This is a genomic window from Kitasatospora sp. NPDC051164, from assembly GCF_044455625.1.
GTDB lineage: Bacteria > Actinomycetota > Actinomycetes > Streptomycetales > Streptomycetaceae > Kitasatospora.
In genome coordinates this window covers 33391-57651 of the sequence record NZ_JBITFB010000010.1, presented here as the reverse complement: position 1 = coordinate 57651, position 24261 = coordinate 33391, and the positions used below count along the sequence as shown (strand labels likewise).

Below are 24261 nucleotides of genomic sequence, written 5' to 3'. Positions count from 1 at the left end.
CTTCGCGGGCGGGGGCGTGTGAATGATCCCGCTGATTCGGTAGTGGACCGTCTGACCGCCATCGCGTGGAGCGACATGGCGGGCCACAACGCGCATGCGGCCTTCCGCCCCCGGGTTGATGGTCGAATCGAGGTTCCGCCCATCCCGATCGCCGGAGACCTTTCGAATCTCGATGTCCTGGTCGACGCGATCAAGCCTCATCTCCGCGCGAAAGGTTACGACCTCAAGTGAGTTCCGACGCTGTGCAGTCGATGGTCGATCGCCTCAAGGCCATCAACTGGAAGTCACCCGGTGAGGCCTATGAAAAGGCCTACTCCCGCGCCGCACTGATGGAGGAGTACTTCCGTCGAGCCGCGCTCTGGCTTGACGCCTACGGAGAGCCTCGGCGGTGGCCCTTCTTCGACCTTGCGGAGATCGTGAACCCCGCCATTCGTGCGGACCCCGCGGTGATCGCGGACATCGAGGACTTCATCGACGACGCCTGCGGCTCGTCGTACGCCATGGACGGCGGCGCAGCCGCCGTCCAGTGGGTGGCCCTGACCAGCGCGCCCGGGGTGCAACTGCCGCCGCTGCCAGACCCGTTCGAGCCCCTGCTCCGCCTCTTCGAACGCGGTGGCGCCGGGTTCTCCATCGCCAACGGCTTCATCGACTTCATCTTGATCATGGTGCCCCGCGGCAACTGGCGCATGCACCTGTCCCCAACCCCCGTTGTCGAGCTGACCGACGAAGCCCTCGACTCACTGGACGAGCGCAAGCAGGCCGAACTCAACGCGCTGGTGGTGGATCGCAGCAGGGAGTCGACCGACCGTAGCTGAGGGCCCCCACGGGAAGGGGCTGACATGGACCGCTCGCGGAGGCGTGGGCAACGCTGAGGGACACGACGGGAGTTCGTCTTCCGGCCCGCCGGATCCGTTCGAGCCGCTGGTCCTTCTCGACGAGCGTGGCGGAGAACTCGTCCCCGATGAGAGTCGGGCCTTCACCTTCGCCGCCGTGCGAGTGCAGATCAAGCCCTGGCGTGAGCACCTTTCCGCGGAGCCCGCCACTGCCCTCGACCCCGCCACCCTGGATGCCTTGGACGCTGCGGAAAGCGGCCTCTGATTCGCGTCGCGCCCGTGCGGACGACCCCCTGGGCCGGGTGGCCCGGGGGTTGTGGCATTGACAGGGGCAGCTCTCGGTTGAATGCTAAGCAAGCGCTTAGTCAATCCCTGCCGATCCGAGGAGCCGCCCGATGCCCGAGACTCCCGTCGACCCGCCCGGCCTGGACCTGGCGCGTCTCCGTGTCCACCTGGACCGTGAGCTGCCCGGGACTGTCCAGGGACCGCTGCGGGCTGACCTGATCGAGGGGGGCCGGTCCAACCTCACGTACGTCCTCTCCGACGGGGCCTCCCGCTGGGTACTGCGGCGGCCACCGCTCGGGCACGTGCTGGCCACCGCGCACGACATGGGCCGCGAGTACCGGGTGATGTCGGCCCTGCGGGGCACCGGGGTGCCCGTCCCGCGCATGCTGCTGATCGACCACACCGAGGACGTCCTCGGCGCGTCCTGGTACCTCATGGAGCACGTCACCGGCACGGCGCACCGGGATGCCGCCCCGTTGGCCGCTCTCGGGGAGCTGCGGGTGCATGCGCTGGGGCGGAGGCTGGTCGACACCCTGGCCGCCCTGCACCGGATCGATCCGACTCAGGTGGGGCTGGAGGACTTCGGCCACCCGGACGGCTACCTGGAGCGCCAGCTGCGGCGCTGGTCCAAGCAGCTCGCCGCCTCCCGCAGTCGCGAGCTGCCCGAGATGGACCGGCTGCACGCCCTGCTCGCCGAGCGGCTGCCCGTCTCGCCCGCGCCCGCCCTCGTGCACGGCGACTACCGGCTCGACAACGTGCTGGTCGATGAGGATGACACCATCGCCGCCGTCCTGGACTGGGAGATGTCCACCCTCGGCGACCCGCTCACCGACATCGGCCTCCTGGTGATGTACACCGAGCTGGCCGGCGTCGGCGGCGGCATCATCCCCTCCGCGATGACCGCCCCCGGCTTCCCGAAGCCCGACGAGATCGTCTCCCGGTATGCCGAGGCGACCGGCCGCGAGGCCGCCGACCTGGACTGGTACGTGGCCTTCGCCTCGTTCAAGCTCGCCGCCGTCGCCGAGGGCATCCACTTCCGCTTCCAGCAGGGCCGCACCCTCGGCGCGGGTTTCGAGCGCGCGGGCGAGATGGCCCCGATCCTCGCCCGGCACGGCCTGAGCACCCTCAAGGAGAACTGACCGATGGACTTCGCCTACGACGCCCGGACCGACGAACTCCGGGCCCAGCTGCTCGCCTTCATGGACGAGCACGTCTACCCCGCCGAGGCCGTCCTCGCCGCCCAGCTCGCCGACCCGGCCCGCGCGCCCTGGGCCGTCCCGCCGGTCGTGGCCGAGCTGCAGGGCGAGGCCCGCAAGCAGGGCCTGTGGAACCTCTTCTTCGTCGACCAGAAGGGCGTGCCGGGTGAGCGCGGCGCCGGCCTCACCAACCTGCAGTACGCCCCGCTCGCCGAGATCACCGGCCGCAGCCCGCAGTTGGCGCCACCCGCGCTCAACTGCGCGGCCCCCGACACCGGCAACATGGAACTGCTCGCCCAGTTCGGCAGCGCCGCGCAGCGCGAGCGGTGGCTGCGGCCGCTGCTGGACGCCGAGATCCGCTCCGCCTTCGCGATGACCGAGCCCGAGGTGGCCTCCTCGGACGCCACCAACATCGCCACCCGGATCGAGCGGGACGGCGACGAGTACGTGATCAACGGCCGCAAGTGGTACATCACCGGCGCGATGAACCCGGACTGCAAGCTGTTCATCGTGATGGGTAAGACCGACCTGTCCGCCGAGCCGCACCGCCAGCAGAGCATGGTGCTCGTCCCGCGCGACACCCCGGGCGTGACGGTGAAGCGCGGCATGACGGTCTTCGGCTACGACGACGCCGACCACGGCGGCCACGCCGAGGTGTTGTTCGAGGACGTCCGCGTCCCGGCCGACCACCTGATCGGCGAGGAGGGTTCGGGCTTCGCCATCGCCCAGGCCCGGCTCGGCCCGGGTCGGATCCACCACTGCATGCGCGGCATCGGCATCGCCGAGCGGGCGCTGGAGCTGATGTGCCGCCGGGCGAGCGAGCGGGTGGCCTTCGGCAAGCCGCTCGCCGAGCAGGGCGTGGTCCAGGACTGGATCGCCGAATCACGCGTGCGCATCGAGCAGTTGCGGCTCCTCGTCCTCAAGACCGCCTGGCTGATGGACACCGTCGGCAACCGGGGCGCGCACACCGAGATCCAGGCGATCAAGATCGCCACGCCGCGCACCGTCGAGTGGATCCTGGACAAGGCCGTCCAGGCCCACGGCGCCGCCGGCGTCAGCCAGGACACCCCGCTCGCCCAGCTCTGGGCCGGCAACCGCACCCTGCGCCTCGCCGACGGCCCGGACGAGGTGCACAAGCGCTCGCTGGCCCGCCGGGAGCTGAAGAAGTACCGCTAGGCGGGGGAGGGGGCGGCCCGGCAGCCCCGGGCACGGGTCACCCCCGCATGAAGCCGATCCTCCGGGAGGCGGTCGAGTTCGCCGAAGCGCTCGGGCTGGACTGACCTGCCGTCAGGGGAACCGACGCGGCACCGGAGGTAGCCCTTAGGGGTGTCATACCCGGGTATTCAGGGGCTGGTTGGCTCCCTGGTATGACGGCGGAGGCCCGTCTCCGCCCGTAGTGTCCTGCGTGTTCGATCGATCGGCACGAGGAGACACATCATGGGCAGTGGGGGACGGGCCTTGGCGGCGGTTCTGCTGGCGGCGACGGCGGTGCTGGGCACGGTCGGCGCGCCCGCGGCGGTGGCAGCGGGGGAGGGCGGGAGCGCCGGGCAGCAGGCGCGGGCATGGCTGCCGGAGCCCACCGGGCCGTACCCGATCGGGACGACCTCGCTGCACCTGACCGACGCCGGCCGCGAGGACCCCTGGCAGCCCGGGCACCGACGCGAGCTGATGATCAGCCTCTGGTACCCGACGTCCCGCCCGGCCGGCCCCGCCGACCGCGCCCCGTACATGGAGCCCGCCGCCGGGGCGCACTTCGGCGGTGCCGAGGGCCTCGCCCGGGTCAACTACGGCACTGCGCCGGACCGCACCGACTGGTCGGGCATCCGCACCCACGCCCGGGAGGACGCCCCGGCGCTGCCCGGCGGCCGTCGCCCCGTGGTGCTGTACTCGCCGGGCCTCGGCGACCCGCGCACCTGGGGGACCGCGCTCGTCGAGGACCTCGCCTCGCGCGGCTACGTCGTGGTCACCGTCGACCACACCTACGAGGCCTCCGAAGTCGCCTTCCCCGGCGGAGAGTTGGCCTCCTCCGTGCTGCCCGGCATGCTCGGCCGGCCGGATCTGGACATCGGCGCCGTGCTGCGCAAGGCCCTCGCCACCCGCGTGGACGACACCCGCTTCGTCCTGGACGAGCTGGCCGGGCTGGGCGCCCGGAAGGGCCTGCCGGCCGGTCTGGCCGGGTCGCTCGACCTCGACCGGATCGGCATGGTCGGCCACTCGGCGGGCGGCTTCACCGCCCTCCAGAGCATGCACGACGACCCGCGGATCGCCGCCGGGATCAACCTCGACGGCCAACTGCACTTCCCCGGCCCGGACGGCCACACCGGCGTGTTCCTGCCCAGCGTCGCCGAGGACGGCCTGGACCGGCCCTTCCTGCTGATGGGCACCGGCAGTGACGACTCCGGGGACTACCGCAAGCAGCCCGGCTGGAACGCCCTGTGGCAGCACAGCACCGGCTGGCACGCCGACCTCACCCTCACCGGCTCCCGCCACGGCTCGTACACCGATGCCCAGTCCCTGCTGCCGCAGCTCGCCCGGCAGGGCGCGCTGACCAAGGAGCAGCTGCGCTCGGACGTCGGCGACATCCGCCCGGGCCGCGCCGAACTCGCCACCCGCTCGTACGTGGCCTCCTTCTTCGACCGCTGGCTGCGCGACCACGACGACCACCTGCTGGAGGGCCCTTCGCCGCGCTTCCCGGAGATGGCGTACGAGGGTTAGTGCACCGGCCGGCGGCGGGATTTTCTGACGCTGATTCACCGATCGTCGGAGTCGCCGGAAAGTGGTGATCCGCCGAATGCGGAACAGTATTCCGATCCACATTCAGTGAATGAGCTACGCGCGTTGATCCGCGTTCATCCCACCCCGGCCATCTGCGCCTTTACCTGCATGGACGCGTTTCTTAATCAGTCCTTACTCTTCGCCGTTGACCAGTGTTCATCAGTACTGCTTTCCTTCTGCCCAGCAGACGGCGCCGAGTCGACGGACAGTCAATTCCCGGTGGGTGAAAGAGCCCGAACGGAGTCGACTCCCGGCGGAATTCGCCGTTGCTCCCTTCCCCACAAGGGATCGTTCGCGGCCTCCCCCCTAGCCGCAGGGCGATCGGCAGAAGAGAGGCACCCTCACCCATGGGTCACTCCCCCAGAATCGGACGCGCGAAGTACGCGGCGCTCACCGGAATAGCGTCGCTCGCGCTCGCCGCCGCCGGCCTGGCCGGCGCGGCCGGCCCGGCCTCCGCGCAGGACATCTCCAGCTCGCAGGGCAGCACCGGCAACGAGTTCAACCCCTGGAGCCCGCAGAACGGCCACCCGTACCGGCACGGTGCGGTGCCGGGCATGTCCCAGCACGAGAACTACAAGAAGTGGCTGGACGCCCACAACCAGGCCGCGGCCACCGGTCAGCAGACGCTGTCCTACGGCGGCGGCGTCGACGGCATCGGCGTGCAGAGCGGGCACTCGAAGGTCTACCTGATCTTCTACGGCACCCAGTGGGGCACCCAGAGCACCGACGCCAACGGCAACGCGAAGTTCACCAACGACTCGGCCGGCGCGGCCGGTGCCACCCAGCAGATGTTCAAGGGCATCGGCACCAACGGCGAGACCTGGTCGGCCGACCTGACCCAGTGGTGCGACGGCCCCAACGTCGCCACCGGCGCCGTCAGCTGCCCGTCCAACGCCAACTTCATCCCGTACCAGAGCGGCGGCGTGCTGTCCGGCGTCTGGTACGACAACGCGGCCGCCTCGCCGAGCCAGGCCACCGGCAACCAGCTCGCCCAGGAAGCGGTCAAGGCCGCCGGCCACTTCGGCAACACCACCGCCGCGGCCAACCGGGACGCCTACTACATCGTCCTGTCGCCGCACGGCACCAACCCGGACGACTACCAGAACCCCAGCACCGGGTACTGCGCCTGGCACGACTGGAACGGCGACACCACCCTCACCGGCGGTGCGGCGAACTCGCCCTACGGCGACATCGCGTTCTCCAACCAGCCGTACAACATCGACGCGGGCGCCAACTGCGGCGTCGGCTTCGTCAACTCGCCCGGTACGCTGGACGGCTGGACGATGACCCTTGGCCACGAGTGGCACGAGATGATGTCCGACCAGAACCCGGCCGGCGGCTGGACCAACCACGTCTCCGGCAGCAGCTACAACGGCCAGGAGAACTCCGACGAGTGCGCCTGGATCCAGCCCGGCAGCACCGGCGGCGCCGCCAACATCTCCTTCGGCTCCTTCGGCAGCTACGCCGAGCAGGCCAGCTGGTCCAACGACACCAACTCCTGCGCGATCTCGCACGCCATCCTGACGCACGGCAACACGGTCACTGTCACCAACCCGGGCAGCCAGACCGGCACCGTCGGCACCGCGGCCAGCCTGCAGATCAACGCCAGTGACTCGGCCTCCGGCCAGACCCTGACCTACTCGGCCACCGGCCTGCCGGCCGGCCTGTCGATCAACTCCTCGACCGGCCTGATCTCCGGCACCCCGACCGCCGCCGGCACCTCCAGCGTCACGGTCACCGCCACCGACACCACCGGCGCCACCGGCAGCACCAGCTTCGGCTGGACCGAGTCCACCAGCGGTGGCGGCGGCAACCCCGTCGCCAACGGCACCTTCGAGACCGGCAACCTGACCGGCTGGACCGCCGCCGGCACCACCTCCGCCACCACCGGCGCCGCCCACAGCGGCAGCTACGGCGCCATGGTCGGCTCCGCCAACCCGACCGGTGACTCCTCGCTCGCCCAGACCTTCACCGCGCCGACCGGCTCCAGCAAGCTGTCCTTCTGGTACAGCAACACCTGCAATGACACGGTCACCTACGACTGGGCCACCGCCACGCTGAAGGACAACACCACCGGCACGACCACCACGGTCCTCGCCAAGACCTGCACCACCACCGGCAGCTGGACCAACAAGACGGCCACCGTCACCCCGGGCCACTCCTACACGCTCACCCTGAGCAACCACGACGACAACTACGCGGGTGACCCGACCTACACCTACTACGACGACGTGACCGTCTCCTGACGATCACCGAGCCGAACGCACCGGGGTGGGCCCAGCGCCCGCCCCGGTGCCGTTTTCCGTCTGTCCGTCTGTCCGCCTGTCTGTCCGTCCGTCTGTTCGGAGGGAACCGGGATCCGGGGTCGGGATCCGGAATCGGGAATCGGGGATCGGGAATCGGGAATCGGGGATCCGATCAGGCCCCCGGTGCGTCGAATCGACACCGTCGGCACCGCTCACCCATCGGTACCGCTCGCACACCGGCAGAAGGAACCACCGTGAACCTGAGAAGACCCGCCACCATGGCCCTGGCCGCCGCCCTGCTCACCCTGGCCGGCTGCGCCTCCACCGGGACGAGCCCCTCGGCGACCGCCCCCGCCGCGACCACCCCGAGCCCGGCGACCGTCACGGTGGACGAGCACGCCGACCACACCACCGTGAAGGTCGCCGTCGGCACGACCATCACGCTCGCGCTCCACAACACCTACTGGTCCGCCGCCACCAGCTCCGCCCCCGACGTCGTCACCCCGAACGGCACCCCGACCACCGCCCCGTCCCCCTCCTGCCGCCCCGGCGGCGGCTGCGGCACCGTCACGGCCTCCTTCGCCGCCCACGCCCCCGGCAGCGCCCACCTCACCGCCACCCGCACCAGCTGCGGCGAGGCCCTCAACTGCCCGCCCGAGCAGCGCGCCTACGACGTCACGGTCGAGGTCACCGGCTGAGGTCCGGGGAGGACCCGCCCGCAGGCCGGCCGGGACAGCCGGGCCGGCCAGGACGGTCGCGGAAACGTCGGACGGCCCGGCAACGTCAGCACGGCCCCGGCGACGTCAGGACGTCGTGGCGGCCCGGTCGGACGCGCTGCGCAGAACGCAGAATTCGTTGCCTTCGGGATCGGCGAGGATCGCCCAACCGGAGCCATCGGGATTCCGGTGATCGCTGACGAAGGTGGCGCCGAGGCCCAGCAGCCGCTCCACCTCCTGCTCACGCGAGGTCTCCGGGCGCAGGCACAGATGGATCCGGTTCTTGACCGTCTTGGCCTCGGGCACCTGGTTGAAGTACAGGACCGGGCCGTCCGCCAGCATCACCTGAGCCTCCGGAACACCCGGTTCGTCCTCCGGATGCAGCGGCCGGCCGGTCACCCTGCTCCAGAAGCGGGCCAGCTCGTAGGCATCCGCACAGTCGATCGCCACGTTCTGCAGTACTGAGACCATGCGGGTGAGCCTTCCCGATTTCCACCCCGGATGCCACCGGGTTCCTGCTCGTTCCGCCCCGCCGTAAAATTCTTTCGCTCAGCAGGCAACCCGGTGCGTCGCCCATCGCGTTCAGCAGCCGTGAGGATGACACGACGGACGCGGCCGACCAGGCCGCCACAGCTGACGGGAACGGCGCGGACACCATGGCGGGGACAGCACGATGAGGGACGCGACACCGGACTTCGAGGAGTTCGTCGCCGCCTGCGGCCCGAAACTGCTGCGCGTGGCCTGGCTGCTGACCGGAGACCGGCACCAGGCCGAGGACCTGCTGCAGACCGCACTCGCCAAGGTCTGGCCCAAGTGGGACCGGATCGCCATCGACCGGCCCGAGGCGTACCTGCGGAAGGTCCTGGTCAACTGCCACGTCTCCTGGTGGCGCCGCCGCTGGACCGGGGAACTGCCGCACGGCGAACTGCCGGACCGGCCGTCGGTGGGCGCGGACCCGTACGAGGACGTGGTGCTGGGGCAGGTCGTCGCCCAGGCCGTCCGGGCGCTGGCGCCACGTCAGCGGGCCGTGGTCGTGCTGCGCTTCTTCGAGGACCTCAGCGTGGAGGAGACCGCCGAGGTGCTGCGCTGCAGCACCGGCACGGTCAAAAGCCGGACGCACCACGCGCTGGCCGCCCTGCGCGGCCGGCTGCCTTCCCGGGAACTGCTGCTGGACGGAGGACCCCGTGAGCGGATCTGACCTGCTGGACCCGGACGGCCACGGGCCCGCCCGCGACGAGGAGGAGCAGGAGCTGCGGTTCCTGCTCCAGCAGGCCGCACCGCACCTGGCCGCACCCGAGGACCGCATGGACCGGATCCGTGCCCGCGCCGCCCACACCCGACGCCGGCGGCGGGCCGTCGGCCTCGGCGCCGGACTGACCGGCGGGCTGATCGCCGCGGCGCTCGCGGCCGCACCCGCCGTCGCGCCGGCGCCGGAGCGCGGGGTGGTCGCGGGGCCGGCGGGGACGCCGTCCGCCGTGACCTCGGCCTCGTCCACACCGTCGGGGGAGCCGTCCGGCGCGGTCACACCCCCGGTCGCACCCCCGGGGATAGCCATCCGCTTCCCGGCCCTCCCGGACACGGTCGTCGAGGTGCCGAACGGCTGGCACGCCCGCAACGGCATCACCAGTGACCCCCGCGAGGGCATCGGCTTCCTGGCCACCCAACCACTCGACGGGAAGTCGTCCTGCCCGCCGAACGGCGGCCTCTGCGTCCCCCTCGGGCCGCTCGCCGCCGGCGGTGCCGACGTCACCCTCCAACTGGTCGACGACCAGGGCCGGATCCAGCAGACCCCCGGCGGCCCGGCCACCCTCACCGAAGGGACGCCCGACGCGTTCTGCGTGATGAACGGCGGCACCCGGGAGCTCGTGGGCCATCGCATCATCGTCCGGAACGGCGTACCCGCGCTGATCGAGCTGACGGCGTGCCTCCGCGAGCCGTCCGACCCGACGCTCGAGCAGGTGCGGCAGGTGCTCGACTCGATCCGGACCGCCGGGAACGACAGCACGCCGGCGAAGGCCCCCCGCGGCTGATCCGCCCCCTCCTTCCACCCCTGACGTACTTCTCCTGAAGTCCCTTTCCCGAAGGCTGAACCGCCATGTCCCTACCCCGTCGCGCCCTGGCCGGGCTGGCGCTGCTCCTGGTGAGCTGCGCGCCCGGCACCGCCGGACCGCCCGTGCCACCGGCCGCCGCCGTCCCCGACGCCCCCGCAGCCGTACCGCCCACGGCGCCCGCGCAGCCCGTACCGCCAGCGCCTGCGGCGGCCCAGGCCGCCCGACCCGCGCCTCCCGAGCTGCCGCGCCAACTCCCCGGGGTCGGGCCCCGGTTGCTGGCAGCCGTACCCGCCGGGAGCAGGCAGGCGCTGGTCGTCACCGGGGACGGCCCCGACGCCACGACCGGCCGCGCCGTCCTCTACCGCGACGACGGTGCGGGCTGGCTGGCCGGCCCGTCCTGGCCCACCCGCAACGCCCGGGACGGCTGGACCTCGGACCATCGGGAGGGCGACCTGCGCTCGCCGATCGGCGTGTTCACCCTCGGCGACGCCGGTGGCCGCCTCCCCGACCCGGGTACCCGGCTCCCCTACGACCGCTCCGACGCCTTCAGCATCTCCGGCACCGGATTCGCGGGCGAGCCACTCGAGGGGGCCTTCGACTACGTGGTGGCCATCGACTACAACCGGGTACCCGGCTCCTCCCCGCTCGACCGGCGCCGCCCGCGCGGCGGGGGGTACGGCGGCGGCATCTGGCTGCACGTCGACCACGGCGGGCCCACCCACGGCTGCATCGGCCTGACCGCCGACCGCATGCGCGAACTGCTCCTCGCCCTCGACCCCGCGCTGCACCCGGTGGTGGTGATGGGCGACGCCCGGGCCCTGGCCCTCTGACCGGCCCCGCCGAGCGGCCCCGCCGAGCGGCGCCGTGGCGCGAGGGGCGAGCCCCGGCGCAGGTCCTACCGGATCTCCGAGCCCGGATTGGCCTCGTCCCAGTCGCGACGGGAGGCGACGATCGCGTCGTGGTGGCCGTAGGACCAGTCCGCCATCGCCCGGACCAGGTGGGTCAGGCTGTGGCCGAGCGGCGTCAGCTCGTACTCCACCTGCGGCGGGACAGTCGGGTGGACGGTCCGTGACACCAGGCCGTCCCGCTCCAGGCGGCGCACCGTCAGGGTCAGCATGCGCTGCGAGATCCCCGGCAGCGCGCGCTGAAGCTCACGGAACCGCCGTACGCCCTGGGCGAGTTCGACGACGGTGAGGACCGACCACTTGTCGCCCAGACGGTCCAGCAGGTCGCGGATCCCGCAGTCCACGCCGTCCTCGCACCAGACCACCGGGCGGGGGGTGGTTACCGCGCTGTGCCCTGCTGACATGAAAGTGCCTCCTTATGCCGAACGCCCAGGCTATCGAGGATGGTCACGTCGCCGACCGCCGATCACCCCTGGAGGAACCCATGCTGCTCGTCACCGGTGTCAACGGAGGCCTGGGCGCCCTCGTGCTGGAGCGCCTCGCCGGACGGGAAGGGGTCGTGGCCGGCTCCCGCACTCCCGAGAAGGTGCCGGGCGGCACACCCGCCCGGCTGGTGGACTTCGACCGCCCGGACACCTTGGCCGAGGCCTTCGCCGGGGTACGGACCCTGTTGCTGATCTCGGCCGGTGCCGCCGAGGACGATGTGGTGATCGCGCGGCACGGCGCGGCGATCGAGGCGGCGGAGCAGGCGGGCGTCGAGCAGGTGGTCTACACCAGCCTGTCGGGCGACGGCGACCACCTGCCGTTCGCCCTCGCCCACCGCTGGACCGAGCGGCGGCTGCGCGAGTCGGCATCCCTGCGCTGGACGGTGCTGCGCAACGGGCTGTACGCGGAGTTGCTGGCCGCGGTCGCCGCACCGGGCCCGGACGGGGTGATCACCGCGCCGCTCGGGGACGGGAAGCTGGCGGCCGTGGCCCGCGCCGACCTCGCCGAAGCGGCGGTGAACGTGGCTCTGGCGCCGGAGGAGCACACCGGCCGGAGGTACGAGCTGGTGGGGGAGCGGGCGCTGGGCGGTGCGGAGGTGGCCGAGGCGCTCGGCGCCGAGTACCGGCCGGGCCGACTGGCCGAGGCCCGTACGGCGGTGGCGGCCTCGGACGCGCTGGACTTCCAGGTGCCGATGGTGGTGGCCACCTACTCGGCGATCGCCCACGGCTTCCTGGCCGGGCCGGGCGGGCCGGGCGACCTCGCGACCCTGCTCGGCCGCCCGCCCCGCCCGGCCCTGGAGGTCATCGTCGCCGGGCGATGAGGCCGCTCGGGCGGTCACGGTCTGTCGTCACACCGCCGGTCCCGGGTCGCCGTCGGTTCCGGATCGCCGTCGAGAAGCGAGAAACGAGAAGCGAGAAGCGAGAAGCGAGGCGCGAGGTGTGCGGCATCAGGCCGGAGCCCGGTCCCGGCCGACTGGGCCCAGGACCGGACTCCGGCCCGATGGAGCGTCAGACAGTGGCCTCCGCCTCGGCCTTGGCGACCCAGTCGGGAAGCGGTTCGCGGCAGGCCAGCCACTCCTGCGGTACGTCGGCGAGGCCTGTGCGGGCGGCGACCACACCGCCGGTGATGGCGCAGGTGGTGTCCACGTCGCCCAGGCCCTCGGCGGTGGTCCACAGGGCGTCGGTCAGGCTGTCCAGGTGGTGCGCGGCGGACCACAGCGCGAAGGGGACGGTGTCGCCCGCCCGGATCTGCTGCCCGTTGCCCAGCAGGTCGGCCGCCCGCCACGGCTCGGTGCCGGCGGACAGCCCGGCGGCCCGGTGCAGCCCGTCGCGGACCTCGCCGGCCGGTGTGCGCTCGGCGACCTCGGTGAGCAGTTCGGCGCCGGCGAGGGCGAGGGCGGGAGCGGGTGCGGGGGAGCCGGCGGGGGCGGGCGAGGGCCCGGAGCGGCCGCGCGCGGCGAGGGCTGCCGCCAGGGCGACGGCCACCGCCCCGGCGACGCCCTCCGGGTGCGCGTGGGTGACCTCGGCGGACAGCGCCGCCTGCTCCGCCGCTTCGTCCAGGTCGTCGTGGAACCAGGCGCCCAGCGGGGCCACCCGCATCGCCGCGCCGTTGCCGAGGCTGCCCTGGCCGTCGAACAGCTCCCGCGCCTCGGTGCGCCAACTCCCGGGCGCCTCGGCCAGCTTGGGCAGCAGCAGGTGCATGCCGTGCCCGTAGCCGCGGCCCGAGTCCGCCCGGTAGGAGGCCCCGAAGGCCTGGGCGAGCCGCTCCTGGTGGACCGCGTCGAAGGCGGTCAGGATCCCGTACACCGACAGTGCCATCGCGGTGTCGTCGGTCCAGTGCCAGGGCCCTTCCTCCGGCGTGCGCCGGGCCCGGATCTGCTCGAACGCCTCCTGGGGCGACCGGAAGAGGGGGAACCAGCGCTCCCCGAATCCGTCCCCGAGGGCCAGGCCCTCCAATGAGTCGCGAGCGGCGGAAAAGGATGTCATCCCGGCATCCTGGCAGGGCCGTGGTGCCCGCGCAGCCGGATTACCGGCCGGGCAGCCGGTTCCGCCCGCGCGGGCCGGGGTCAGTCGCCCAGGACGGCGATCCGGCCTGTGCTCAGCCCGTCGGCGACCCGCTGGACGGCGTCCGCGGCCCCGGCCAGCGGCACCCGGGCGCTCACCAGGGGGCGGACCGTGCCCTGCTCGGCGAGCTTGGTGAGCTCGTCGTGCGCGGCGCGGACGGCGCGCGGGTGGTGGGTGTTGTAGAGGCCCCAGTGCAGGCCGAGGATCGCGTAGTTCTTCACCAGCGCGTGGTTGAGCGCCGGCGCCGGGATCTGCCCGGCGGCGAAGCCGACCACCACGATCCGGCCCTCGAAGGCGACGCACCGGGTGGAGCCGGTGTAGGCGTCGCCGCCGACCGGGTCGAAGACCACGTCGGCGCCGCGCCCGCCGGTGGCCTCCTTGACGGCGGTGACGAAGTCCTCGGCCTTCCGGTCCACGACCAGGTCGGCGCCGAGCGCCCGCGCGGCCTCCGCTTTCGACGGCCCGCCGACCACCGCGATCACCCTGGCCCCGGCGGCCCGGCCGAGCTGGACGGCCGCGCTGCCGACGCCGCCGGCCGCCGCGTGCACCAGCAGCGTCTCGCCGGAGCGCAGCCGGGCCCGGCGGTGCAGCGCGAACCACGCGGTCTGGTAGCCGATGTGCAGTGCCGAGGCTTCGGCGTCGTCCAGCGCCTCGGGTGCCGGGAAGGCGGCCGCGGCGTCCAGCAGCGCGTACTCGGCGAAGGCGCCGTGCGGCAGCACCGGGTTGCCGATCAGCCGTTCGCCCTGCCTCGGCCCGTCCGCGACCTCGCCGCACAGCTCCACTCCGGGCGTGAACGGCAGCGGCGGGCGCACCTGGTACTGCCCGCGCACCATCAGCGCGTCCGGGAAGTTGACGGCGGCGGCCCGCACCCGGACCAGCAGCTGCCCCGGGCCCGGCACCGGTCGCGGCACGTCCTCGACGAGCCGCAGCACCGCGGCCGGCTCACCGAGCTCTCCCACCTGCCAGGCCCTCACAGTGCCTCACTCCTCTCCAGTCCCTGCTGGAGCCGGTTCATCCCGGCGATCCAGCGGTCCGGTTCGGTGGCCCGGACCCGGTAGTACTCGGCGACGTCGGGGTGCGGCAGGATCAGGAAGCGGTCCTCGAGCAGCCCGGCCAGGGCCGCCTCGGCGACATCCTCGGGGTCCAGCGCGGTCGGCGCGAGCAGGGCCTCGCCGACCGCTCCGGTGGAGGCGAGCATGTCGGTGCGCACGCCCTGCGGGCAGAGCGCGTGCACCCGTACGCCCCGGTGGCGGTAGGTCGCGGAGAGCCACTCGGCGAAGGCGAGCGCGCCGTGCTTGGTGACGGCGTACGGGGCCGAGCCGAGCATGGTGAGCAGCCCGGCGGCGGAGACGGTGGACAGGAAGCGGCCCTCGCCGCGTTCCAGCCAGCGGGGGAGCAGCAGTTCGGCGGCCCGGACGTGGGCGAGCACGTTGACCTCCCAGGCGCTGGCCCAGGCGGCGGCCGGCGCGTCGGCCCCGCCGACGGGGGCGACGCCCGCGTTGGCGCACCACACGTCGATCTCGCCGAGGGCCGCGCGGGCCCGGTCCACGAGCGTGGCGAGGCCGGTGGCGGAGGCGGCGTCCCCGGGCAGGGCGGTGCCGCCGCAGTCCTCGGCGACGGCATGGGCGGCCTCGGCGTCGAGGTCGTTGACCACCACCCGGGCCCCGGCTGCGGCGAAGGCCCGGGCCAGCGCGGCGCCGATGCCCCGCCCGGCGCCGGTGACCACGACGCCCTGGTCGTGGAACGCCCCGGCCGTCACAGTCCGCCGCCGAGCGTGACCCCGCCGTCGACGACCAGGGTCTGGCCGGTGATCCAGCCGGCGTCCGGGGAGAGCAGGAAGGCGACCGCGCCCGCGACGTCCTCGGGGACGCCGAGCCGGCCGAGCGGGTAGGCGGCGGCGACCTGCTGCTCGCGGCCCTCGTACAACGCCTCGGCGAACCTGGTCTTGACCACGGCGGGTGCGACGGCGTTGACCCGGATGCCCTGCGGGCCCAGCTCGGCGCCGAGTTCGATGGTGAGCCGGATCAGCGCGGCCTTGCTGACGCCGTACATGCCGATCCCGGCGGAGGCGCGGATGCCGGCGATCGAGGCGACGTTGACGATCGAGCCGCCGTGCTCGCCCATCCACGCGGCGTGTGCGCGGCGCGTCCAGGCCAGCGGGCCGAGCACGTTGACGGCGATGATCTTGGCGGCGGCGTCCTCGTCGGTGTCCAGGACCGGCCCGTAGACCGGGTTGATGCCGGTGTTGTTGACCAGGTGGTCGAGTCGGCCGAAGGCCTCCAGGGTGCGGGCGATCGCCTCCTCCTGGTGGGCCGGGTCGTCGGCCTTGCCCGCGACGGCGATGGCGTTCTCCGGGCCGCCCAGGTCCTGGACGGCCCCGGCCAGCGGCTCGGGGTTGCGGGCGGTGAGGCAGACCTTGGCGCCGCGGTCGACCAGTTCGCGCGCGATGCCGAGGCCGATGCCCCGGCTCGATCCGGTGACGACGGCCACCCGGCCCTTGAAGGAGTGCACCACGGAGCGTCCTGCCTTTCGCGCGAGGATCCGGCTTACCATCGCTGACTAAGCGCTTGCTCAGCATGGTGTCGGTGCGGGAGCCTGTCAACAGCCCGCCGACCGGCCGGTGGGAAAGTTTGTGCGAGTCCCCGTGTGGGTTCTCTGGGAGGATGACGCCATGACCAGCACCCCGATGGCCGACCTCTGGCCGACCCTGCCCGGCGCCGATACCCGCCCCGAAGCGGCGTACCGGCTGCTCCAGGCGGCCGTCGAGTCGTTCGCGGAGCGCGGCTTCCACGCCACCACCACCCGGGACATCGCCACCTCCGCCGGGATGAGCCCGGCCGCGCTGTACATCCACTACCAGTCGAAGGCCGCGCTGCTGGCCGAGATCAGCCAGGCCGGGCACGCCGCCACGCTGGCCCTGGTCCGGGACGCGGTGGTCGGCGAGGGCGGCCCGGCGGTGCGGATGCGGCGACTGGTCGAGCAGTTCACCGCCTGGCACGCCCGGGCCCGGACGGTCGGCCGCGTGGTCAACTACGAGCTGCACGCGCTGCCCGAGGACGCCTACGCGGTGGTCGCCGCACTGCGGCTGGACATCGAGCGCGAGGTCAGCGCACTGATCGAGGCGGGCGCGGCGGCCGGCGAGTTCCAGGTCTCGGAGGTGCGGACGGCGGCCCGCGCGGTCACCTCACTGGGCATCGACGTCTCCCGCTGGTACACCGACCGCTCGACCGAGACGCCCGAGGAACTCGGCCGCCGCTACGGTGAGTTGGTGCTGCGGATGCTCGGCGCCCGGATCTGAGCCGAGCCCCCGTCCGCCGACTGCCCGACCCCGCCCCGCCCTTGACCTGGCCGGGCGCGGCGCGCAGACTCGTATACGAAGTACGTGTGCCTCGTAGGCGTACAGCGCCGGGAGTGGCACGCAGCGTCACACCGCGAGCCCTCCCCGACGCACTCCCACCGCAGCCCGACACTGCGGATCGAAGCAACCCATCTCCCACGGCGACCGCGCCCCCGACCGGCGGCGCCGAGGGGAGCGACCCCCGACCCGGGCCGGCCCGGCCGGCCCGTGCCGCCGCCACGGTGCGGCGGCACGGGAACGGCGCGCACTGCGTCGCGGCGCGGCCCGGGCGGTTGGAGAAGGGGAGGCGCAGTGATGCCCTTCCGACAATCGAATCCGGTCCGGCCCCGCTTCTGGCTGGAGACGGCCCTCGGCGGGCTGTCCGGACTGTTGTTCCTGCTCGCCCTGGTGTGGCCGCAGTGGATCGAGACGCTCCTCGGCATCGACCCGGACGCCGGCAGCGGCGCGGCGGAGTGGCTCGTGGTCGCGCTAGCGGCCGCCGTCACCGCCGCCTGCCTGCTCGGCGCGCGGATCGAGTGGCGCCGGGCGCACCCTTCCTCGGTCCGCGCCGCGCGATGAGGGGGGGAGGGAGATCGTCATGACTGACGCAACATCGACTGCCGAGCACGACCAGCTGACCGCACTCGTCCGGCAGGCCCCGCTCAGTTTCCGCGGCACCGTGACCAGGGTCGGCGGTACGTCCCTGGCGGCCGTTCCGGTCGAGGACCGCAACGAACGGACGGCGGTGGTGAAGGTGGACGAGGTGCTGCACGCGCCCGACGCCTTCAGGCAGCTCGCGGGCAGCGAGGTCACCGTCCAACTGGCGCCCGACGCCGATCTGCTCAAGGTCGGTGACACGGCCGCGTTCTTCACCCAGGGCCTGGTCTACGGCGAAGGCCTGGGTGTCACCGAGATCGGCCGGCTGCCCGCAGCGGCCGTCCAGTCCCACATCGCGCTCGCCGCGACCACCGCCGACGAGATGCCGTTCTCGTCGGTGCAGCGCAGGATCCGGAACGAGGACATCGTCGCGCACGCCGCCGTGGCCGACGCCGTGGTGGTCGCCAGGGTGGTCGGGCTGGAGGACCTCGGAAAGGAGGCCTACTCCGAGCACGCGCCGCACTGGTGGCGTGCCGCCCTCGACGTCTCGATCGTCCATCGCGGCGAGCTCTCCCCCGGGCGGACCACCGTCCTCTACCCGAGCAGTGTGGACGTCCGCTGGCGCGAGGTGCCCAAGCCGGAAGCCGGGCAGGAGGCCCTGTGGCTCCTGCACGCGACGGAGAAGGGCAGCGAACTGGCCGCGGAGGCGCCGTTCCGGCTGCTCGACCGCGACGACCGCCAGCCGGCGCAGAAGCTCGCCGTACTGCGGGAAGGAAGGTGAGCCGACATGCCCACCATCAAGGTCGTCAACATCACCCCCAAGGCGCTGAGCGGCGACCGGCTCCTGGACAGTGAACCCAGCCTCGCGGTCAACCCGGAGAACCCGAACGAGATGGTCGCGACCGCCTTCACCCCCGACCCGATGGGCGGTCCGCTCGCCCCGGTCTACGTCTCGGCCGACGGTGGGAACACCTGGGTGCTGAACAGCGTCGTCCCGGGCAACGGGGACCTCGGCACCGGGGACATCAGCGCCGGCTTCGGCTCGCAGGGCGGCAAGCTCTACACGGGCATCCTCAACGGCGTGACCGGCGACATGCAGATCCTGCGCGCGCCGAGAATCACCGCGGCCACCCCGATGTCCGTGCTCGTCGACCGGACCGACGAGGACCAGCCCTGGGTGGTCGCCACCACCGTCGCGGTGAACAACCACAGCACCGACCGGGTGTACGTCGGCAACAACGACGCCTCCCAGCCGGCCGGGTCCGCCACGGTGGACGTGTCCAGCGACGCGGGTACCGGGCCGCGCCCGGCCGGGTTCGCGCCGGTCCGGCTCGACCGGCGCCCCGGCACGCTCTTCGACGGGCCGCCGGTCCGGATCGCCGCGCACCCGGACGGCACGGTGTACATCGCGTTCCAGAGCGTGACCGGCACCAGCCCGGGGGACATCTTCACCTTCGACGTCGTGGTGACCCGCGACGACAAGGGTGGTATCGGACCGAACCCGTTCGAGGACCTGCTGGACTCGGTCGACGGCGAGATGGGCCAGCGGGTGGTCACCGGCCGGAAGGTCCGGTTCAACTCGCAACTGCGGACGCTGGGCCAGGAGCGCACCGGCGCGGACCTGTCCATCGCGGTCGATCCCACCGACTCCAACAGCGTGTGGGTCGCCTTCTGCGACAACGTCGGCGGAAACGCCCCCACCGACTACGTCCTGCACGTCCGCCACTCGGCGGACCGGGGACAGACCTGGACCGCGCCGCGCAAGGACATCATCAACGGCAAGAACCCGTCGTTGGCGGTGAACTCCGACGGCCTGGTCGGGCTGGTCCACCAGGAACTGGCCCACAACCAGTGGTCGACGGTGCTGGAGTTGACCGACGACGGCTTCAAGACCGTGGACAGCCACGTGCTGCACCAGGCTCCCGGCGACGTCCCGTCAGCGGGCGCTCAGCTGCCGTACCTCGGTGACTACATCCGGATGGTCACGGTCGGAAAGGACTTCTACGGAATCTTCGCCGGCAACAACACGCCGGACCTCGCCAACTTCCCGGTCGGCGTGACGTACCTGCGCAACGCCAACTTCACCACCCACCAACTGCTCAACCTCGACGGCGTGTCCCGCGTCCCGCCGTCCATCGACCCGTTCTTCTTCCACCGGGCCGCCTGAGCACGCACACCCAAGGCGCCCGCCACGGTCGGTCGTGGCGGGCGCCCTGCTGTCGGGCACTGTGGCTTGGGGTCGTCGGGGGTCGTCCGGCTCGGGGTCGTTCAGGTCGCGGCCAGGCAGAACTGCAGCAGCCCGGCGTCCACGTCGAGGACGATCTTTTCCATCTCCGCCCATGGCGGGTGGAACTCGGTGCCCCACTCGACGGTGAAGCCGAGCACCTTGCCCCGGTCGGGTTCGACGAAGTGGCGGGAGTAGACGTAGTCGTCACTGGTCCCGCTGGTCGGGTACAGGTGGAAGCCGGTGATCGCCTTGTACGTCAGGCCGCGCACGCCCTGGACGCCATGGCAGAACGCGTCGGCGAGCAGCACGGCGCTGTCGAGGTCGGTCTTGGGGATGTACTCCGCGTACGCGTCGTCGTCGGGCAGTCCGCGCTTGTGGTCGTACTGGGAGTTGCGGAAGTTCATGTCGGGGTCGATCGACTGGTTGTCGTCGTCGCCCCAGTTGTAGAGCATGTCCTGCGAGTAGCTGTGTACGTCGACGAACCACCTGGTCCGCGGGAACTGCTCGAGCAGCCAGCGGACGTTGCGGGTCTCCGGCTCGGAGAACGCGGTCGGGCCGGCGTAGACCTGCGGGTCGCAGGGGTCGGCCGACACCTGGGGGTTGGCGTTCGGGTCGAAGGCGGTGGCGAAGTCGAAGAGGAAGTCGTAGTTGCGGTTGATGTCGACGCCGATGCAGGCCGGGCGCGGGTTGATGCCGGCGTTGGCCGGGTTGCGGTTCTTGCGCCACATCGACTTGACGGTCTGGCTGTAGTGCCGGCCGTCGGGGTTGACCAGCGGGAAGAGCACCAGGTCGAGGCGCCGGAGCAGGGCCTGCACCTGGTCGGCGGTGAAGGCGGTGTCGCCGTAGCCGAGGCCGGTGCCGTCCCGCTGGGCCTCCAGCAGGTCGGCGGCGAGGTGGATGAGGATCTCGCAGCTGCCCCATTCGCGGGCGTGGACACCGCCGATCATCATCAGGCACGGCTTGGGGAAGGGGGCGGGGCCGCCGATCTTCAGGGCGTGGGCGGTGCGGTTCTCGTAGGTTTGGTCGGGCAGGGTGATGAGCTGGGTGAGCCCGGGGTAGGCGGTGGCCAGGCTGGTCACGGCGGATTCGACCTCGGTGACGTTCAGGTACGGCATGGCGGGCCTCCCGGGTCAGCCGGCGAGCTTGGCGGCCAGGCCGCGCGGGACGGCGTCGGCGGGGGCGAACCGGTCGCCGCTGCCGACCTCGGCCTGGGCGGCGCGCCCGGCCTCGCTGGCGTTGCCGGTCCGGGTGACCGTGATGCCCTCGCGTTCGAGGGCCGGGACCTGGTCGGCCGTGGCGTAGACGTCGATGCCGACGCGGCCGTCCGCCTCGACGTGCGGGCGTCCGCCGGTGTCGGGTCGGGTGTCGCGGAGCAGCGCGCGCAGGGTCTCCGGGTCCCTGGCGGTGACGCGCAGGCGCAGGATGTCATCGTGGAGTGGTTCGTTCGGAACGGCGGACATGGGGGACTTCTTCCGGGCGCCGTCGAAGCGTGGCCGGAGCGGTCTCTGGCGGCCCGCCCGACGGCGCCGATATGAGCGGATATGTCCGACGTGTACCTCGTATCCTCAGGATGCGTCGCCGCCGTAGAACGCGTCAAGGGGTGGCTGCGGCATCCCGTCCAGCAGGCTGTCCAGGCCGCTGAGCATCTCGCCCTCGTCGTCGAAGTCGGCGAAGCGGGGCACCAGGGCGCGCAGCCGCGGGTACTCGGCGGCGGGCAGCCGGTGCAGGCCGAGCCGCAGGGCAGGGTCCGGCTCCTCCGGGTTGTCGACCACCTGGCGCTTGTCCACCAGCAGGCAGCCGAGGTTCCAGGCCACGAAGGCGCGGTAGACGGTCAGCGCGGTCGCGTCGTCGAAGCCGGCTCGCCCGAGCACGGCGAGGATGTGCTCGGTGAGTTCGAGCACCGGCGCGGGCCGCCGCGTCATCGGGACGGCCAGCGGGCGGGTCGCGACCAGCGGCAGGATCTCGGGGTGGGCGTGCGCCGCGGCGGCGAAGGACCGGGCGATCCGGCGCAGTTCCAGCCGCCACACGGCCAGGCGCTGCTCGGGCCGACGCCGCTCGGGCCGGTGCCGCTCGGGCTCGCGCGGGCCGCTCGCGGCGCTGGTCCGCAGCCGGGCGTTGACCTCGGTGAAGTAGGCCTCGATCAGGCCGTCGAGCAGGGCCTCCTTGCCCGGCGTGTAGCGGTACAGGGCCATCGACTCGACGCCCAGTTCGGTGGCCAGCCGGCGCATGGTCAGCGCGGCCAGGCCCTCGCGGTCGACCAGGGCCACGGCGGCGTCGAGCACCAGCGGGCGGCTCAGCCGCCCCCGCTTCTCGGTGTCGTTCCGCTCAACCATGTCCGCGCTCCTCGGGGTCGGTGCCAACGTCGTCGGCCGTGCCCGAGCCGGTCGGGCGGACCGGCGGGGGCTCTGCGGCGGATCTCTCTCGGCGGATCTCTCCGCGGCGGATGTCAATCAGCGGATGTCGCTCAGCGGATCCCTCTGCAGCGGATGTCACTCAGCGGATACAGAACCAGGATACAAGGTATGAATCGGGCGTTACGGGTGCTGCTCCGCCGCTCCGCCGCTCCGGCGATTCCGCTGGTCAGCCGACCAGCAGCCGGGCCGCGAGCCAGGCGACCAGGGTGGAGGAGCCGAGTGCGGTGAGTAGTCGGCCGCGCGGACCGGTCAGCGCACGGCCCAGCAGTGCGCCGCCCGAGGCGAGCAGCAGCTGCCAGCTCGCCGAGGCGGCGAACGCGGCGGCCACGAACACCGCCCGGGCGAGGGTGCCGGAGGTCGCGTCGTCCCGGCCCCCGCCGCCGAGGACCAGAGCGGCGAAGTAGAGCACGGTCAGCGGGTTCAGCAGGGTGATCCCGAGCAGGGTGAGGAAGGCCCGGGCGGGGGCGGGCGGCGCCGGCTCGGGCGTCGCGGCTGCCCCGGTACGGTGACGGAGCGCGGTGTGGGTCGTCCGGGCGGCCAGGGCCAGCAGGACCAGGGCGGAGCCGATCCGCAGCGGCCGGGCGACCGGTTCCAGCAGCGGTGCGAGACCGCCGCCCCCGGCCGCCGCGAGGAGCGCGTACAGCCCGTCCGCGGCGGCCACGCCGAGGGCGGCGCAGGCGCCGGTGCGCAGCGAGGTCCGTGCGGTGAGCGCGACCAGGTAGGCCCCGACAGCCCCCACCGGGACGGCGACGCCGTACCCGGCGAGCAGGCCCGCGACCAGCGCGGCCCTCACGCGCGTGCGGCGTCGGGCCTCCGGGGGCGGCCGGGCTGCTGTCGGACCACGGTCGGGCGGGCGGCGGCGGTCACGGACAGCGGGCGGGCGGCGGAGTCGGTCATGCGCCGATCGTGGTGGTCGGGGCCCGGGGGCGGCAAGTGGTTTTCGGGGGTGCCGGGTAGCGTGGGGCCGTCCCCGGCCCCTGTTTCGCAGCCACTGTCCCGAGGAGAACCGATGATCAGTCAGAACGACCCGGTGCGCGCGATGTTGGCGGAGGCCTGGGCCTCCTGGGCGGAGCGCGGCGCGGCCCTGAGCGCCGAGGACTGGGACCGGCCGACCCGGCTGCCCGAGTGGACCGTCCGGGAGCTGTACACGCACACGGCGCCGGTGCCGGAGATGTTCACCGGGCTGCGCACGGCCGTCCTCGACGGGCCGGCCGAGATCACCACCGGCGCCGGGATCCTGCGCGCCTACAACCGGCCCGGTGGCCTCGCGCACACCGCCGCCGGCCAGATCGCCGACGCGGCGAAGCAGGCCGCGGGGCGGACCGAACCCGCGCTGCTGCTCGCCCGGTTCGGGGTCGAGGGCCCGGCCGCCCTGGCCGCGCTCGACGACCTGCCGCCGAGCGCGACAGTGGCGCACCCGCTGCTCGGCAGCGTGACGGTCGGCGCGCTCGGCGAGGTGGCGTTGATGGAGGCGACCGTTCACCTGCTCGACCTGATCGCGGCCGTCGGCGGCCCGCCGCCCGCCGACGCGGCCCTGCGCGCGACCCGTGCCCTGCTGGCGGAGGTCGCCGACCCGGTGGCCTTCATCGAGGCGGCGACCGGGCGCAGCGTGCAGCCGGTGCTGCCGGTCATCCGCTGAGGCGGCCCTTCCGGCGGGGGCGGTAAGCCCTGGTCAGCAGTATGATCAGCGGCCGGAACCGGCCCGATCGGGGGAGAGTCAATGGACCAGGTCTTCAACTTGTGGTGGGTGGTGCCCGCTGTCCTGTACGGCAGCGGATGGATCGTCAAGGACGCCCGGAAGGCACTGAAGGTGCGGCACGAGCGCAAGATGGAGCTGCTCGCCGCCACCGAGCGGCAGCACGCGGCCCTCGAGGCGGGGAACCGGCCGCCGGAGCCGGTCTGCGGCTGCACCCACCACCTGGCCAAGCACGACAAGCAGGGCCGCTGCCACGAGGTCGTCGAGGCCCCGACCGCCTGGGACGCGGATCGCCGCCCGCTGCAGTACGAGGCGCGGCCCTGCAACTGCCAGCAGTACATCGGTCCGGAGCCGCTCGGCACGGTCTTCGCCCCGGAGCTGGTCGACCCGCGCTGAGCCGGTGCTGAGCCGGTGCTGAGTCCGTGCTGGGCCGG

28 protein-coding genes are annotated in these 24261 nt (G+C 72.9%); 18 read left to right on the top strand and 10 right to left on the bottom strand.

What is annotated here, in order from left to right; genetic code table 11:
* Positions 1–42: 42 nt before the first annotated feature.
* The 8 genes from ACIBEC_RS16645 to ACIBEC_RS16610 all read left to right on the top strand — a co-directional run bounded on the left by ACIBEC_RS16645 (position 43) and on the right by ACIBEC_RS16610 (position 8033).
* Entirely contained in the window at positions 43–231 is a 189-nt protein-coding gene (locus ACIBEC_RS16645) for a hypothetical protein (protein ID WP_360506958.1), read from the top strand.
* Positions 232–242: 11 nt separating this feature from the next.
* On the top strand, positions 243–815 hold the full coding sequence (locus tag ACIBEC_RS16640) for a hypothetical protein (RefSeq protein WP_396287955.1): 573 nt from the start codon (positions 243–245) through the stop codon (positions 813–815).
* Positions 816–858: 43 nt separating this feature from the next.
* Positions 859–1098 carry a hypothetical protein gene (locus ACIBEC_RS16635; RefSeq protein WP_360506963.1) on the top strand — a complete coding sequence of 80 codons (240 nt, stop codon included), beginning with the start codon at positions 859–861 and terminating at the stop codon, positions 1096–1098.
* Between the two features lie 130 nt (positions 1099–1228).
* On the top strand, positions 1229–2257 hold the full coding sequence (locus ACIBEC_RS16630) for a phosphotransferase family protein (protein ID WP_360506966.1): 1029 nt from the start codon (positions 1229–1231) through the stop codon (positions 2255–2257).
* 3 nt (positions 2258–2260) lie between these two features.
* The gene (locus ACIBEC_RS16625; RefSeq protein WP_360506969.1) at positions 2261–3490 is read left to right on the top strand and encodes an acyl-CoA dehydrogenase family protein; all 1230 of its coding nucleotides are present in this window, start codon (positions 2261–2263) and stop codon (positions 3488–3490) included.
* A gap of 261 nt (positions 3491–3751) precedes the next feature.
* Entirely contained in the window at positions 3752–5029 is a 1278-nt protein-coding gene (locus tag ACIBEC_RS16620) for an esterase (RefSeq protein ID WP_360506972.1), read from the top strand.
* A 407-nt stretch (positions 5030–5436) separates the two neighbouring features.
* Positions 5437–7335: a putative Ig domain-containing protein gene (locus tag ACIBEC_RS16615; protein WP_360506975.1), complete on the top strand. Its 1899-nt coding sequence runs from the start codon at positions 5437–5439 to the stop codon at positions 7333–7335.
* A 254-nt stretch (positions 7336–7589) separates the two neighbouring features.
* A complete protein-coding gene (locus ACIBEC_RS16610) occupies positions 7590–8033 on the top strand; it encodes a hypothetical protein (RefSeq protein WP_360506978.1) in 444 nt (147 codons plus the stop codon).
* Between the two features lie 105 nt (positions 8034–8138).
* Here ACIBEC_RS16610 and ACIBEC_RS16605 read toward each other — a convergent pair whose 3' ends face one another.
* A complete protein-coding gene (locus ACIBEC_RS16605) occupies positions 8139–8522 on the bottom strand; it encodes a VOC family protein (RefSeq protein WP_360506981.1) in 384 nt (127 codons plus the stop codon).
* A gap of 202 nt (positions 8523–8724) precedes the next feature.
* Between ACIBEC_RS16605 and ACIBEC_RS16600 the strand changes: the two genes are divergently transcribed.
* From ACIBEC_RS16600 to ACIBEC_RS16590, 3 genes are all read left to right on the top strand, one after another.
* On the top strand, positions 8725–9249 hold the full coding sequence (locus tag ACIBEC_RS16600) for a SigE family RNA polymerase sigma factor (protein ID WP_360506984.1): 525 nt from the start codon (positions 8725–8727) through the stop codon (positions 9247–9249).
* Positions 9236–10081, top strand: coding sequence for a hypothetical protein (locus ACIBEC_RS16595; RefSeq protein WP_360506987.1), 846 nt, complete (start codon positions 9236–9238; stop codon positions 10079–10081). The genes ACIBEC_RS16600 and ACIBEC_RS16595 overlap by 14 nt, the downstream gene beginning before the upstream one ends.
* Before the next feature lie 65 nt (positions 10082–10146).
* A complete protein-coding gene (locus tag ACIBEC_RS16590) occupies positions 10147–10932 on the top strand; it encodes a L,D-transpeptidase family protein (RefSeq protein WP_360506989.1) in 786 nt (261 codons plus the stop codon).
* 65 nt (positions 10933–10997) lie between these two features.
* Here the strand turns inward: ACIBEC_RS16590 and ACIBEC_RS16585 are convergent, their stop codons facing one another.
* Positions 10998–11411, bottom strand: a complete 414-nt coding sequence (locus ACIBEC_RS16585) for a helix-turn-helix domain-containing protein (RefSeq protein ID WP_360506992.1) — start codon at positions 11409–11411, stop codon at positions 10998–11000.
* A gap of 80 nt (positions 11412–11491) precedes the next feature.
* Between ACIBEC_RS16585 and ACIBEC_RS16580 the strand changes: the two genes are divergently transcribed.
* Positions 11492–12313, top strand: a complete 822-nt coding sequence (locus tag ACIBEC_RS16580; protein WP_360506994.1) for an NAD(P)H-binding protein — start codon at positions 11492–11494, stop codon at positions 12311–12313.
* Between the two features lie 187 nt (positions 12314–12500).
* Here the strand turns inward: ACIBEC_RS16580 and ACIBEC_RS16575 are convergent, their stop codons facing one another.
* From ACIBEC_RS16575 to ACIBEC_RS16560, 4 genes are all read right to left on the bottom strand, one after another.
* Positions 12501–13478 (bottom strand): ADP-ribosylglycohydrolase family protein, encoded by a 978-nt coding sequence (locus ACIBEC_RS16575; protein ID WP_360506996.1) that lies wholly within the window; start codon positions 13476–13478, stop codon positions 12501–12503.
* Positions 13479–13558: 80 nt separating this feature from the next.
* Entirely contained in the window at positions 13559–14530 is a 972-nt protein-coding gene (locus ACIBEC_RS16570) for an NADPH:quinone oxidoreductase family protein (protein ID WP_360506999.1), read from the bottom strand.
* Positions 14527–15315: an SDR family oxidoreductase gene (locus tag ACIBEC_RS16565; protein ID WP_360507002.1), complete on the bottom strand. Its 789-nt coding sequence runs from the start codon at positions 15313–15315 to the stop codon at positions 14527–14529. Before ACIBEC_RS16565 ends, ACIBEC_RS16570 begins: the two co-directional genes overlap by 4 nt.
* Positions 15312–16109: an SDR family oxidoreductase gene (locus ACIBEC_RS16560; RefSeq protein ID WP_396287954.1), complete on the bottom strand. Its 798-nt coding sequence runs from the start codon at positions 16107–16109 to the stop codon at positions 15312–15314. Before ACIBEC_RS16560 ends, ACIBEC_RS16565 begins: the two co-directional genes overlap by 4 nt.
* 118 nt (positions 16110–16227) lie before the next feature.
* Between ACIBEC_RS16560 and ACIBEC_RS16555 the strand changes: the two genes are divergently transcribed.
* The 4 genes from ACIBEC_RS16555 to ACIBEC_RS16540 all read left to right on the top strand — a co-directional run bounded on the left by ACIBEC_RS16555 (position 16228) and on the right by ACIBEC_RS16540 (position 19657).
* Entirely contained in the window at positions 16228–16854 is a 627-nt protein-coding gene (locus ACIBEC_RS16555; RefSeq protein WP_360507008.1) for a TetR/AcrR family transcriptional regulator, read from the top strand.
* 354 nt (positions 16855–17208) lie between these two features.
* Complete coding sequence (locus tag ACIBEC_RS16550; protein WP_360507011.1) at positions 17209–17472, top strand: ABC transporter permease; 264 nt, start codon at positions 17209–17211, stop codon at positions 17470–17472.
* 19 nt (positions 17473–17491) lie between these two features.
* Entirely contained in the window at positions 17492–18271 is a 780-nt protein-coding gene (locus ACIBEC_RS16545; protein WP_360507014.1) for a hypothetical protein, read from the top strand.
* A gap of 6 nt (positions 18272–18277) precedes the next feature.
* Positions 18278–19657 (top strand): hypothetical protein, encoded by a 1380-nt coding sequence (locus ACIBEC_RS16540; RefSeq protein ID WP_360507017.1) that lies wholly within the window; start codon positions 18278–18280, stop codon positions 19655–19657.
* Positions 19658–19758: 101 nt separating this feature from the next.
* Here ACIBEC_RS16540 and ACIBEC_RS16535 read toward each other — a convergent pair whose 3' ends face one another.
* From ACIBEC_RS16535 to ACIBEC_RS16520, 4 genes are all read right to left on the bottom strand, one after another.
* Entirely contained in the window at positions 19759–20832 is a 1074-nt protein-coding gene (locus tag ACIBEC_RS16535; RefSeq protein WP_360507019.1) for a M14 family metallopeptidase, read from the bottom strand.
* Between the two features lie 15 nt (positions 20833–20847).
* Positions 20848–21177: a hypothetical protein gene (locus ACIBEC_RS16530; protein WP_360507021.1), complete on the bottom strand. Its 330-nt coding sequence runs from the start codon at positions 21175–21177 to the stop codon at positions 20848–20850.
* A 105-nt stretch (positions 21178–21282) separates the two neighbouring features.
* Positions 21283–22050, bottom strand: coding sequence for a TetR family transcriptional regulator (locus tag ACIBEC_RS16525; RefSeq protein WP_360507024.1), 768 nt, complete (start codon positions 22048–22050; stop codon positions 21283–21285).
* Between the two features lie 247 nt (positions 22051–22297).
* Positions 22298–22924, bottom strand: coding sequence for a LysE family transporter (locus ACIBEC_RS16520; protein WP_360507027.1), 627 nt, complete (start codon positions 22922–22924; stop codon positions 22298–22300).
* A 216-nt stretch (positions 22925–23140) separates the two neighbouring features.
* On the opposite strand from ACIBEC_RS16520, the gene ACIBEC_RS16515 reads away from it, so the two are divergent.
* Together ACIBEC_RS16515 and ACIBEC_RS16510 are read left to right on the top strand one after the other, a co-directional pair.
* On the top strand, positions 23141–23770 hold the full coding sequence (locus ACIBEC_RS16515) for a maleylpyruvate isomerase N-terminal domain-containing protein (protein ID WP_360507030.1): 630 nt from the start codon (positions 23141–23143) through the stop codon (positions 23768–23770).
* A gap of 81 nt (positions 23771–23851) precedes the next feature.
* A complete protein-coding gene (locus ACIBEC_RS16510) occupies positions 23852–24223 on the top strand; it encodes a hypothetical protein (protein WP_360507033.1) in 372 nt (123 codons plus the stop codon).
* Positions 24224–24261: the final 38 nt, after the last annotated feature.